Source organism: Corynebacterium sp. KPL1986, from assembly GCF_000477975.1.
GTDB classification, from domain to species: Bacteria; Actinomycetota; Actinomycetes; order Mycobacteriales; family Mycobacteriaceae; genus Corynebacterium; species Corynebacterium accolens.
The window spans coordinates 1,360,731-1,373,885 of sequence record NZ_KI515719.1 but is presented as its reverse complement, the minus strand read 5'-3'; the positions used below and the strand labels follow the sequence as shown (position 1 = coordinate 1,373,885).

Genomic DNA, 13,155 nt, shown 5'->3' with positions numbered 1-13,155 from the left:
AATCATAGAGAAAGTTGTCATGGACGCCTTTTATATTTACTCGCTGAACAATTGGTGTACCCGTGGCCGCAAGGGGTGGGTTGTGCGCGAGCAGGCGGTGAAACCTGGGTGCCGCGCAAAATTCGTTTTCCTGTTGGTCGTAATTTACGCGGTGTTTGCTTTGCTGGGGTGAAAACCCTGCAGTGGGGGTATATCTAGGGATTGGGCGGGGGTATGACTACACTGAATCGGGCAGACCTAAGCCCCATACAGTAAGGCAAAAATTTCATGGCTCGTGTAGTTGTCAATGTCATGCCCAAGGCGGAAATTTTGGATCCGCAGGGCCAAGCTGTCGTCCGCGCATTGGGTCGCATCGGAGTATCCGGTGTCAGCGATGTGCGCCAAGGAAAGCGCTTCGAACTCGAGGTAGATGACTCCGTTACCGCAGAGGAACTGGATAAGGTGGCAGAAACGCTGCTGGCTAATACCGTCATCGAGGACTACGAGGTTACGCAGCTGGAGGTCAAGTAAGTGACCGCAAAAATCGGAGTAATTACCTTCCCCGGCACCCTGGATGATGTGGATGCCGCCCGCGCGGCCCGCACCGCCGGCGCCGAGGTCATTAACCTCTGGCACGCGGATGCTGATCTGCGCGGCGTGGACGCGGTAGTCGTGCCGGGCGGTTTTTCTTATGGTGACTACCTGCGCTCGGGCGCTATTTCGGCGCTCGCCCCCGTCATGCGCAGCGTCATCGACCGCGCCAAGGCAGGAATGCCGGTGCTCGGCATTTGCAATGGTTTCCAAATCTTGACTGAAGCAGGCCTCTTACCGGGCGCATTGACTCGGAATAAGGGCCTGCATTTTCATTGCACCGATACCTACCTGGAGGTGGAGCACTCCACCACGGCCTGGACCAGTGAGTTTGAAAGGGGCCAAAAGATTTTGGTGCCCGCTAAGCACGGTGAGGGCCGCTTCCAGGCAGGCGATGACGATATCGCCCGCATCGAGGGCGAAGGCCGCGTGGTCTTCCGCTATACCGATAATTACAACGGCTCCATCAATGGCATTGCCGGTGTAAGCGATGAGTCCGGCCGGATTGTTGGCCTCATGCCGCACCCGGAGCACGCCATTGACCCGCTGACCGGCCCATCCACCGACGGATTGGGACTTTTCGTATCCGCCATCAAGGCCGTCGCGGAAGCGCCGGCGGTTTAAGGAGGCCACCTACATGACCGTTTCTAATGACACCGTAGACAAGGCACAGTCCACCCCGGATGAGCAGCAGCCGTACGTTGAGCTTGGCCTAAAGGATGACGAGTATCAGCGCATCCACGATATTTTGGGCCGGCGCCCCACCGACGCGGAGCTGACCATGTACTCCGTGATGTGGTCCGAGCACTGCTCTTATAAGTCTTCCAAGACGCACCTGCGCTACTTTGGTGAGACCATGACGGAGGAGATGGGGGAGAAGATCCTCGCTGGCATTGGTGAAAACGCCGGCGTGGTGGACATCGGCGATGGCAATGCGGTGACTTTCCGCGTGGAATCGCACAACCACCCCTCCTACGTGGAGCCCTACCAGGGCGCGGCCACCGGCGTGGGCGGCATCGTCCGCGACATCATGGCCATGGGTGCGCGCCCCATCGCCGTGATGGATCAGCTGCGCTTTGGGCCTGCCGATGCCCCCGATACCAAGCGCGTGCTGCCCGGCGTCGTATCCGGCGTGGGCGGCTACGGCAACTCCTTGGGCCTACCCAATATTGGCGGCGAAACCGTCTTTGATGAAACCTATGCGGGAAACCCGCTGGTCAACGCCCTGTGCGTGGGCACGCTCAAGGTCGATGACTTGAAGCTCGCCTTCGCCTCCGGCACCGGCAATAAGGTCATGCTCTTCGGTTCCCGCACCGGCCTGGACGGCATCGGCGGCGTATCCGTGCTGGCCTCCGATACCTTTGAAGACGGCGCCGAGCGCAAGCTTCCTGCCGTGCAGGTGGGCGACCCCTTCGCGGAAAAGGTGCTCATCGAATGCTGCCTGGACCTCTACCACGCCGGCGTCGTGGTGGGCATCCAGGACTTGGGCGGCGCCGGCCTGGCGTGCGCCACCTCTGAGCTGGCCGCGTCCGGCGATGGCGGCATGGAGGTCAACCTCGATGCGGTACCGCTGCGCGCGGAAAACATGACCGCCGCGGAAATCCTTGCCTCCGAGTCCCAGGAGCGCATGTGCGCCGTCGTGGCACCGGAAAACGTGGAGAAGTTCCGCGAAATCTGCGAGCACTGGGAGGTCACCTGCGCCGAAATCGGTGAGGTTACTGAAGGTGACCACTTGGTCATCCGCCACCAGGGTGAGGTCGTCGTCGATGCGCCGGCTGGCACCATCGCGGATGAAGCACCCGTCTACGAGCGCCCCTACGCCCGCCCCGAGTGGCAGGATGAGCTGCAGAAATACCAGGGCACGGACAAGCGCGGCCTGGTGGAATCCCTGCAAAAGCTCATTTCCTCGCCTTCGTTGTGCTCGCGCGATTTCATCATGAATCAGTATGACCGCTACGTGCGTGGCAATACCGTCCAGTCCCACCACGCGGACGCGGGTGTGCTGCGCATTGATGAGGAGACCGGCCGCGGCGTCGCCGTTTCCGCCGATGCTTCCGGCCGCTACACCAAGCTGGATCCGAACATGGGCGCGCGCCTGGCCTTGGCGGAGGCCTACCGCAACGTCGCGGTTACCGGCGCGAAGCCCGTTGCGATTACCAACTGCTTGAACTACGGTTCGCCGGAAAACCCGGACGTGATGTGGCAGTTCCGCGAATCCGTGCATGGGCTTGCCGATGCCGCCGTGGAACTCTCCATCCCCGTCTCCGGCGGCAACGTCTCTTTCTACAACCAGACCGGCTCCGAGCCGATTCTGCCCACCCCGGTCGTGGGCGTGCTCGGCGTGATCGACGATGTGCACAAGGCCATTGGCAATAACCTGGGCACCGTCAATGAGAAGGAGGTCCTCATCGCCTTGGGCGAGACCAAGGATGAGTTCGGCGGTTCCATCTGGCAGCTGGTGAGCGCCGAGGGCGCCGATAAGGACAACCTCAACGGCCTGCCGCCGCAGGTGGATATGGCCAATGAGAAGCGCCTCGCGGACTTCTTCCACGGCAACGATCTGCTCACCGCCGCGCACGATGTCTCTGAGGGAGGCCTTGCCGTCGCCGCCTTTGAGATGGCCAAGCGCGCCGGTGCGCTTGCCGATGCCGCCGGCCTCGGCCTCGACCTCGATCTCACCGCCGTGCACGAGGACGCCTTTACCGCGGCCTTCTCCGAGTCCGCTTCCCGCGTGCTCGTGGCCACCACCGCCGACCGCACCGATGAGGTGCTGGCTCGCGCCGCCGAGTTCGGAATCCCCGCCACCATCGTGGGTGAGACCACCAACACCGGTGCCTTGACCCTCGGCGGTGAGTCTGTCGCCATCTCCCAGCTGGTTGAGGCATGGTCTGCCACCTTGCCTGACCTCTTCGGCCACGCCGTGGGCGCCAACTCCGTCGTGGAGTAAACCAGCCCCTGGCATTGCCCAGCACAAGCCCGGCTTCGGCCGGGCTTGAGTAGCGTTTAGGCAATCTCCGATTTTCCCGGCCGCCGCCCATTAGATAACGCCATTTCTCTCTGATTCGAATCGTGATTTTACAGTAGGAGTCCCATGAGTGCGCATTCCCGCCACCAAGCCTCCGCACCCGCATCAACAGTGGTGCGGTGGTGCCACCATGGTATTGGGCTGGTATTTGGCCTAGTGGTCGCCATAATTTCCGTCGGAAAAATGAATTACGATGACTGGGATGCGTTATGGGTGGCGGGATTGCTCGTACGCGATGGAAACCGGGATCACCTCTATAGCATCAATGAACATGATTTCGCGATGCCCCGTGGTGACGTCTGGCTAGATACCATCGCCCACTCCGATGTCACTGGGTTTCCGCACCCTTATGTTCACGCTCCATTTCTTGCCGATGTCATGAGCTTGGTCGTGCAAGTCATGAGTTTTGATGTCTCCGTGATAGTGCTCGCGATTGTTTCCGGGTGGGCGTTGGTGGTGCTGATAGCCTCCGCCTGGTTCTTGTGGTTTGAAGAAGAAATACCGACCATGATCCTGCTTTTCGGCATACTCTTGGGCTGGGTATCGACGGCTTTTCAGTCATCGTTGATCCTTGGCCAGACGAGCCCGTTGATCTTTGCGGGGGTTGCATACGGCCTTGCTGCGTCCCGCGTGCACCCAGTGCGCGCGGGAATTGCACTGGGACTTGTATCTGCGGTGAAGCTAACCCCCATTGTCCTTGTGCTCATCTGCGTGGCATTTCCGCGGGCGCGGAAAACGGGAGTGGTAGCACTCGGGACAGGCGCCATCGCTGTACTGTACTCAATCGTCGTTTCTGGCTGGAACGTATTTACCTCTTGGTGGGATACCCTTCAGGACATCATGGGATCAGTAATGGTCGCCCCCGTCAACGGATCGATCGCCTCCCAGCTCAGCACCAACCGCGTTGAAGATGACAACCTCCTTGTCACCATTGTCGATGATCCTTCACTGGCTGCCAGCATTATTCCGCTACTTGTCACCCTGGCATTGATTGCACTGGTTATTGTTACCGCTGTGCGGTCACAGGATCCGTGGCGCATTACTGCCGTCGGCATCTTTACGGTGCTTACAGCTACCAGCAGTATCTTGTGGGATCATTACGTCTTGTGCGCCGTATTGCCACTGCTAGGCGTTCTGGCCCGCGGGCAGAATCGCATTATTTATGCCGTCCCAGTCTTGGGACTCTTCCTATTCCCGCCGCTGGCCAAGTCAGATTCTGATTTGTGGTTGCCGTGGTCCTCTTTCATCGCCTTGGCAGGTTTTGTCATCGCACTGTGTATCGCGGAGCTAAGCCGGAAGGACGCCCTGCCCCTGCGGGACCGCCGTCTTTCTTTCAAGAAAGCGAGTTAGTAGGCGGCTTTAGTCACAACGCCTTTCCAGAACTGAAGACTTCAAGATCGTTGCCCGGCCCTATCCGGCCAATGATGGTGGCACCCACCCAGTGATGATGTATGTCCACGGCGGCCAGGCGGTGCTGCATTCGCTTGCCGATGCCGCCGGCCTCGGCCGGGCCTTTGCTTGGGTTACGCTACTATTTAAGACCTACGGATAGTGAAGGAGGATCGTCATGGCACCTGTACGAGTGACGATTCAACCTGCTGTGCTGGCTTGGGCGGTATCCCGCACAGGGCTCTCACAATCCGCGCTACTCAAGCAATTCCCCAAAATCCAAGAATGGGAAGCTGGTGAAGAGCGTCCCACTCTAAAACAAGCGAAAGGCCTAGCGAAGAAAGCTCACATCCCTTTCGGCAGGCTGCTTCTCGATGTCCCTACAGGCGATGAGGTTGAGGTCGCGGACTTTAGAACCGTGCGCAATGAGCAGCTCGATACAGTCAGCCCAGAGCTGCAGGAAGTCATGTTCGCTTCCCAGACTCGCCTCGATTGGTACGTCGAATACGCACGGGACATAGGAATTGATCCGCCGGAGCTTTTCCATACCGCGAAGATTTCTGAGTCTGCTGCGGTTGCCGCTAGTAGCGTTCGGGACGTACTCCGCCTCACTCAAGAAACACCTCTTCCCGGGCGTGACAAAGTTCGTGAATTGGTTTCATTGATGGAAGATGCCGGGATACTTGTCGCCCGAAACTCCATTGCCGAAAACTCGACCCGTAGGGCACTTAATGTAGAGGAATTTCGTGGATTTACTCTTGAGGAGGATGGCTACTGCCTGGTTTTCATCAATACCCGCGATACCAAGACAGCCCAGCTTTTCAGTCTTGCGCTCGAATTGGCGCACGTTGTGCTTGGCAAACCCGGAATTTCTGATCACTCGGAGCGCCTAGAAACTGAGCAATGGTGTAATCAATTTGCTGCGGCTTTCTTGTGCCCGGGGCATTCTTTGCGGGAGAACTCCTGCCCAACCAGTGAAAATTCTGTCACTTCCTGCGTGGGGGAGAGGTTCTTCGAAACAGTGTTGAGCGCTGCAAGATCTGGTGTGTTGCCTGAGAAGCAGGCCGCTAGGTTCCTCGGCGTATCTTCGTATGCTTCCTATAAAGAACTTGTGCCGCTACCTGTCCAGTAAAAGTGGAGGTGTAGAAAGAATGCTTCCGATATTGCGGTATAAAGATTCGTCTCAAAAGGTTGCGTCGAAGTTTTCTTATCTTCATTTGTATCGTCCTGAATGATACAAATGAAGATCATTAGATGATACAAGTGGAGGGTTGCGTCCGCTAGTGTGGTGTATCTGTAACCCGTGGTAAGCCTCGTGCCGGTGCATAATAAGGCGACCATCACGGGTACCTTTCGAATCAACTTCTACTTATCTTCGAAAGGAATGTAACTGCGATGGCTGCTAATCCCCATCATATCGATCCCACTGCGTATCTGGAAGAATTGCTGACCCAAGCCTCCCCAGACTTGATGCGCCAGATGCTTACAGACTTCATTAAGCAGATACTTTCAGCCCAGGCTGACACGGTCTGCGGCGCTGATTACGCCACGGCACCGCGTTTGAACTATTCGGAGTAGTTGGAAATGGTGGTAGATTACCTTTCTTTTCAAGCCAACCGGGCTGGATGTCAGGCGTCCACCAAACGGGGATCGGGCCCAAGGTCCTTAGTATGGAGAGTTAAGACAGGAAGTCGTCAGAGTATTGCCGAATAACCGAATCGAAATCTTGGTCGCGCTCGAATCCTAATTTTTCCATTCGCTTTACGTCGAAGTTTCCGGGCCAGCTAGTAACAATGGAAGCTACACGTTCATTGGGCACATCAGAAGTTAAGGCTCTTGCTTCAGAACCCCCTACTCGTTCTAAGGATGCGAGCATTTCGCCTACAGTGACGCTGATTCCAGGAAGGTTCATGATCCGCCAGGAACCGAGGCGTGAGCTTTCAATGACTATTGCCCGTGCAATATTACGGATCGCAACTTGCGGTGAAGAGAGCCACATTAGCGTGTCATGTGGAACGGGAACTTCGGATGGAATCCCGTTGAGTGGTTCTCGGATAATGCCGCTGGCAAATGAGCTTGCCGCGGAGTTTGGCTTTCCAGGCCGTACGGAGATTGTCGGTAGGCGACAGATGCGTGCATCAATAAACCCTTTACGGCTGTATTCGTTGACCAGGATCTCGCAAATGGCCTTGGTCGCACCGTAAGTTGAGGCGGGCTGTGTGGCCCAGTATTCCGGCATTGTTTGAGGAAGCTCTCCGCCGAAAACAGCGAGCGAACTCGTGAAGATGAAGCGAGGTACAGGAGTTTTTTCCAATTCACGAACGGACCGTGCCGCTTCAAGGAGTGTACGAGTTCCGTCAATATTGACGTGCGTAGCAGAATCGAAGTCTAACTCCGATCCTCCCGAAAGAACAGAGGCCAAGTGGACGATAGTGTCAGTATTTTCGGTAACTGCTTGGCTGACGGCGTCTTTATCCGTGATTTCTCCTGTTATTGATCGCACCCGCGGGTCCGTGACGCTAGTGGGGATAAGATCGAAAGAAATTACCGAATCCAGTTTTATTTTTCCAGCGTCAGCTTCGGAGAGGAGATGTTGAATTAGCAGGGTGCCGAGGAACCCGGCTCCCCCGGTAATGACGATGTTCATAGTGGCTCCTTCGAGGACTGAAAAGTGGCAGGTTTGAGAAAAGGATAAATGCTGGGCATGCTCCAGTCGAGGCTTAAAGCGTATTTAATTATCGGGGTCGTACTAGCTGGGAAGTCGAAGTTTGCTGGTAAGGGCGTTGGAGACACACCGGGTTTCAGTGCCTGAAAGCAACGGTCAGCATTAAAGCAAAGGTTTCTTTTGGATGGGTTTCCTTTTAGTTACTTTTCCGTAAGAAGTGATGTAAGAGCTATCAGATCCAACATGTTATTGACTTCACAGCGGGCACCCCTTAGGGTAACAAACATCTGATTGAAGAAACATATCGGGTGTTTTATCCGTTTTATAATGCCCCCTCGGAAGCCATGAGGATCTTTAATGTCTCCAACTTTTCTTGTGACACTTGGTGTTGTCGCTGTAGCCCTCATCCTTGTCCTCATTATTAAAGCCAAGGTGCATCCATTTCTGGCTTTGCTTTTTGTGTCCATCGCGCTTGCGTTAACAGCGCGCGTGCCAATTTCGGAAGTCGTTCCTCTATTAAAAGATGGTATGGGCGGCACCCTTGGCGGAGTTGCACTCATAGTGACGCTTGGTGCTATGTTGGGTCGAATTGTTGAGGTGTCTGGCGGTGCAGATGTACTCGCTCGAGCCCTCGAGAAAAACTTTGGTGAGAAGCGTGCGCCTTGGGCATTGGGTGTTGCCTCCTTCATCTTTGGTATTCCTGTGTTCGTGGATGTGGCGACGATTGTGTTGGTTCCAATTGCCATCGCTGTCGCTCGGCGAATGATTGGCAAAGTCAACATGCTTGCTTTTGCACTTCCGGTCGTTTCTGCTCTGCTTGCTGTCCATGTGGTTCTGCCCCCTCATCCCGGCATTGTTGGTGCTTCGGAATTGATGCAAGCAGATGTGGGATTAGTGCTTCTTATCGGATTTATTCCCGTAATCGTGATGTGGTTTGTGGGACAGGTTTTGTCCGGATATGTGGCAGGAAAAGTGTTTTCACCAGTTCCTGTACTTGGTACTCAAGCGGCTGGTACAGCTGTGAGCGAGGAAAATGACACGGAACGTGAGCAAGCTCCGTCTGTCGGACTTGTCTTGGCTGCGATTATCCTTCCTCTTGCGCTGATTATGGGAGGCACAGTTTCTAAATTGGTGCTACCTGAAGGAAACTCCATTCGAGATTTTCTTGGATTCATTGGAGATTCCCCTATCGCCCTGTTCATCGGTGTAATTTTCGCTATCGCAACGCTAGGGATTGCTCGTGGATGGGGTAAAGAAAAGATCGAGGACGTCGTAGCATCTGCTCTTCCAGCCACTGCGGCCGTGATTCTTATTACTGGTGCTGGTGGAATGTTTGCCAAAGTTCTTACTGAGACCGGGGTGGCTGATGCCGTCGCAGATCTACTGGTTTCCACAGGCTTGCCAGTTCTGGTGCTGGCGTGGATGCTCGCTGCATTTCTCCGTGCCGCTCAAGGATCTGCGACTGTGGCAGCCCTCACCACCGCACCACTCGTGGCACCTATGACAGCATCGTTAGACCTCAACAGTCTGCAAATTGCTCTACTGACGGTAACCGTTGGTATCGGATCTATGGCATTCAGTCATGTCAACGACTCGCTTTTTTGGGTTTGGAGCCGTTACTTCCAAGTGGACACTGCGTCTGCATTGAAGTCTTATACAGTGACAACGACGATTATGTCGGTTACAGGTTTTGCCGTGGCAGGAGTCTTGTGGGGAGTTTTGGGGGCATTTGCATAAATAATGAAAATATTTTCAGAAATTGAAAGCTTGGAGGCTAATATGCGCCGAATTTTGGTCCTTGACGATGACCCTACCGGTTCCCAATGTGTGTCAGGAGTTGACGTCGCATTCGATACGGATCCATCGATTGCTGCGGATGTACTCAAAGAGCCCGGATCTACATGTTTCGTTTTAACTAATACTCGTGCTCTCGATGAGGACGCTGCAGTGAAGATGAACCATGAAATTGTGGCTGGTGTACTGAACGAATTAAGCCACCGGGATGGATTGCACGTGGTGTCTCGTTCCGACTCGACGTTGCGGGGGCATGTAATTGAGGAACCTAATGCAATCGCCGACGTGCTTTTGGAACATGGCTTAGAAGTGGATGCATTCCTTTTCTGTCCAGCGATGATTGAGGCAGGACGCTTCACAAAAGATGACGTGCATTTCGCAAAGGTTGATGGTGTTGAAAAGCGGGTAGAAGATACGGATTTTGCGAAGGATGCGACATTCGGATATTCCCATTCCAACCTTGCAGAATTCCTAGAGGAGCGTTCAGGGAGAGAAATTCAAGCCAAGGATTGTCTCTCGATTGGGCTTACTGATATCCGCGAAGGTGGCGTGCAGCGAGTGAAATCCCTGCTCCAGCAGGCTAAAAATCGCCGATGGGTGATTGTAAACGCTACGGAATATTCTGACATGGACGTGGTAGCGAAAGCTGTGGGGGAGCTTGAATCCCAAGGTCGAGTTTTCGTGTCTCGCTGTGGTCCTTCCTTTGTTCGTTCTCTTGCAGGGCAGCACCGTGCTCGAGTCCTCACGGAAGATGCACTACAAATCGATTCATCAAGATCATCACACGGACTGGTCGTAGTAGGTTCCCATGTGGGCCTAACAAGTCAGCAGCTTGCAGAGCTGCAAAGCCGCGGCGGCCATCTAGAATTTGAGCTTCAGGTTCCGAAACTTTTAGATTCTGCGACGCGTGAGAGCCATATCAACGAGATTTCTTCGAACATAATCAATCAATTAGCTAGTTCTGATTGTGTTGTGTACACCAGTCGCGAACTGATTAGTACAGATTCGAAAGCTGAATCACTCGAAATTGCGCGCCAAGTATCTGACGCAGTCGTCGCGGTCGTAAGGGCAGTCTGCAAAGCTCATCCAGCTTGGATTGTGGCCAAGGGAGGTATCACTTCCCATGAAGTCGCAGCATCAGGGTTGGGGATTCGCAGGGCGAAGGTGGAAGGCCAGTTTTATGAGGGGCAGATTAGTTTATTCACCGCTACTGATGCTCCAGATGACGTTCGTGGTGTTCCTTACGTGGTTTTTCCAGGGAATGTAGGAGGAACAGGCGCCTTGGCGGAGGTGGTTCAAAGACTACGCAACGCTTCGGAAAATGTTTGATTGGTAGATTTGGCACTGGGACAACGCGGCATACTGGAGCCCTTTTTAGCCAGTTAAAGACTCTGGTAACAAGAGTGATTCCCATATCGCATACAGGGTGATGCTGCCGCATATTTTGGCCATTTTAATTCTAAGTTCTGATCCAAAGGAGTAACTTTAATGACTACGACACCTAAAATTGCCTGGATTGGCCTAGGTGCTATGGGGGCACCAATGGCTCTTGCCACCGCTGAGGCAGGCATGAGTGTGACCGCATACGATGTATCTCCGGATTCGCTGAAAGCAGTTGAGTCTCACCTCTCTGTAGCTTCCAATGCTCGCGAGGCTGTCACTGGAGCTGATGTTGTAGCGATTATGGTCGCTACGGGCGCTCAGCTGGACTCCGTGCTTTTCGGGGACGATGGGGTTGCCTCGGAACTGAAGCAGGATACTGTTGTTTTGGTTATGGCAACCGTCGGGCCTCAAGCAATTGAAAGTGCTGCAGCAAGGCTTGAGGACGTGAATGTTCGAGTCGTTGATGCGCCAGTATCTGGTGGTGTCGCTCGAGCTAAGACTGGAGACTTGCTCATCATGGTTGGCGGCGAATCTTCTGATGTCTCCGTAGTACAGCCACTTCTCAACGCCATGGCAGCCAAATCTCCCGTCGTCGGTCCAAAACCGGGAGATGGACAGCGCTTCAAAATTGTAAATCAGTTGCTATGCGGCGTGCATATTGCTGCCGCCGCTGAAGCACTTGCACTGGCAGATTCTATGGGTCTTGACCTAACACAGGTCCACGACGTACTTGGGACCGGTGCTGCTGCGAGCTTTATGTTTAGCGACCGAGGACAGCGAATGATCGATGAAAACTTCGATGACGTTCGTAGCGCTCTAGATATTTTTGTTAAAGACATGGGCCTCGTGAGTGAAGCAGCGCGGGAAGTGCATCAACAGGTACCGCTCTCGTCGACGGCCGAGCAGCTTTATGTTCGGGGGCACCGTGAAGGCCTAGGACGCAAAGATGATTCAATAACTTTCAAGCTACTTCGAGGCGACAGTGATTAGCTTTAACAGCTAGATTAATATCCTTGTTCCTTGCAGCTTGTCTCAAATTACTGAACGATATAGAACATTGTCGGTGCAAGGTAAGGCTAGTGAATGATACAAGTTATTTGCGCGCCCTTGGGTGAGCGGCCAATCGGTCGTGCCAAGTTGTTTGTGTGTGGAGTGGGGTATAAGTATTAGCCCTACCCCGCGATGTGCCCACCAAGTCCAAGTGGGATCACGGCGTAAAACGTGGTTACCCTCTTTAGGCTGAAGAGATCACCAACCTTTTTCGATGATTTCCTCTTGGATGTACCTGAATATCTCGTCTGCGAGAGCATCGCTATGGTACTTCGAAAACATCGTCGTGCCCTTTCGCATTTGGCCGAGCGCCAATTCACGAGCAGCAAGGAGGATGGAATCTTCCATCAAAAGCTCATCGATTGCGAAGTCTCCGGGATACAGGATTGTCTTAACAGGGCCTGCTGAACGATAACTACTTCTGAACGTGTAGCCGCGCATATACGCCGGCGGCTCGTAGGTATCAGCAATATTTAATGTCGTGCAGGGCCTCCAAGTTCCGCCTTTGGAATTGCGACTAATTCTTAGGAAGAGCATTTCCACGTTGTTAATGCTCAAAGTGGCCACGCGGCGATCGATAGCGGACCTGTTCGTAGAGGGCATCGCCGTGACGGTCCAGATCTTCTTCTCCGTCAGATGTGGATAGGGGATGACATATGCCACGTAAGCGGACAGCGACCTTAAAATGTCTTCCCATCCAGGCTGCTTTCTAAGCTCCTCGAACTTTTTATTTGAAAGGTTTCGCTTTTTAGCGGTAACGGCTCGGTCGCCGATTTCGACCTCTCCTTCATCGGTAGCTTCTACGTCGAGCCATTTAGCTTGGACCTGCTGATCTATGAGCGCATCGAGTGGGGAATCGCCCAAAGGCTGTGCGAGGAGCGTCTTATTGCGCAGTAGGATTCCTGCTTTTCGGCGGCGTTGAATCTCGCCATATTCTGCCATGTTGAGCTCCCTTGCAGGAACCGGACAGAAATTGATGGCAACGATGTCAGGGTAGGTTCGCCGGTGGTCGGCTAAGCGCGAGGGAAAATTTACCGATTGGCCTACGTACTGCTCGCCATCGGAAAACTCAAGCACATAAATGCCACACGGATTTTTCAGTGTCAAGACTGCCGAGGGCGCCACATCGGAGGTGTAGTCCCATCTTTTGAATCGGAGATTACTCATTGCATTCCCACTTTATTCGTCTGGTTCAAGTTAATCAGGCTGTGGTCGTGACTTCCTCGTAAAAGCGTGGAAACACTTGCGCGTGACTCCGGTTCTCTTACTGAAAGCAGAA

Annotated in this window: 10 protein-coding genes and 1 pseudogene; 9 read left to right on the top strand and 2 right to left on the bottom strand. The window is 54.2% G+C overall.

Annotated features, from left to right (window positions below; all coding sequences use genetic code 11):
• Positions 1–267 precede the first annotated feature (267 nt).
• The 6 genes and pseudogenes from purS to HMPREF1287_RS06435 all read left to right on the top strand — a co-directional run.
• Positions 268–510, top strand: a complete 243-nt coding sequence (gene purS / locus HMPREF1287_RS06460; RefSeq protein WP_005279580.1) for a phosphoribosylformylglycinamidine synthase subunit PurS — start codon at positions 268–270, stop codon at positions 508–510.
• On the top strand, positions 511–1,194 hold the full coding sequence (purQ, locus tag HMPREF1287_RS06455) for a phosphoribosylformylglycinamidine synthase subunit PurQ (RefSeq protein WP_023017935.1): 684 nt from the start codon (positions 511–513) through the stop codon (positions 1,192–1,194).
• 13 nt (positions 1,195–1,207) lie between these two features.
• A complete protein-coding gene (gene purL, locus HMPREF1287_RS06450) occupies positions 1,208–3,517 on the top strand; it encodes a phosphoribosylformylglycinamidine synthase subunit PurL (protein WP_023017934.1) in 2,310 nt (769 codons plus the stop codon).
• Between the two features lie 144 nt (positions 3,518–3,661).
• Positions 3,662–4,945: a glycosyltransferase family 87 protein gene (locus HMPREF1287_RS06445; protein ID WP_023017933.1), complete on the top strand. Its 1,284-nt coding sequence runs from the start codon at positions 3,662–3,664 to the stop codon at positions 4,943–4,945.
• A gap of 217 nt (positions 4,946–5,162) precedes the next feature.
• The gene (locus HMPREF1287_RS06440) at positions 5,163–6,116 is read left to right on the top strand and encodes an ImmA/IrrE family metallo-endopeptidase (protein WP_023017931.1); all 954 of its coding nucleotides are present in this window, start codon (positions 5,163–5,165) and stop codon (positions 6,114–6,116) included.
• A 263-nt stretch (positions 6,117–6,379) separates the two neighbouring features.
• Positions 6,380–6,553: pseudogene (locus HMPREF1287_RS06435) on the top strand (IS256 family transposase); the annotation flags it as partial.
• Positions 6,554–6,662: 109 nt separating this feature from the next.
• On the opposite strand, the gene denD reads toward HMPREF1287_RS06435, so the two are convergent.
• Positions 6,663–7,631: a D-erythronate dehydrogenase gene (gene denD / locus HMPREF1287_RS06430; protein ID WP_023017928.1), complete on the bottom strand. Its 969-nt coding sequence runs from the start codon at positions 7,629–7,631 to the stop codon at positions 6,663–6,665.
• Between the two features lie 375 nt (positions 7,632–8,006).
• On the opposite strand from denD, the gene HMPREF1287_RS06425 reads away from it, so the two are divergent.
• The 3 genes from HMPREF1287_RS06425 (at position 8,007) to HMPREF1287_RS06415 (ending at position 11,816) form a co-directional block, all read left to right on the top strand.
• A complete protein-coding gene (locus tag HMPREF1287_RS06425; protein ID WP_023017927.1) occupies positions 8,007–9,386 on the top strand; it encodes a GntP family permease in 1,380 nt (459 codons plus the stop codon).
• Positions 9,387–9,389: 3 nt separating this feature from the next.
• Positions 9,390–10,772: a four-carbon acid sugar kinase family protein gene (locus HMPREF1287_RS06420; RefSeq protein ID WP_042403801.1), complete on the top strand. Its 1,383-nt coding sequence runs from the start codon at positions 9,390–9,392 to the stop codon at positions 10,770–10,772.
• 159 nt (positions 10,773–10,931) lie between these two features.
• Positions 10,932–11,816, top strand: a complete 885-nt coding sequence (locus tag HMPREF1287_RS06415) for an NAD(P)-dependent oxidoreductase (RefSeq protein WP_023017925.1) — start codon at positions 10,932–10,934, stop codon at positions 11,814–11,816.
• Positions 11,817–12,074: 258 nt separating this feature from the next.
• Here the strand turns inward: HMPREF1287_RS06415 and HMPREF1287_RS06410 are convergent, their stop codons facing one another.
• Positions 12,075–13,043 (bottom strand): GIY-YIG nuclease family protein, encoded by a 969-nt coding sequence (locus HMPREF1287_RS06410; RefSeq protein WP_023017924.1) that lies wholly within the window; start codon positions 13,041–13,043, stop codon positions 12,075–12,077.
• Positions 13,044–13,155: the final 112 nt, after the last annotated feature.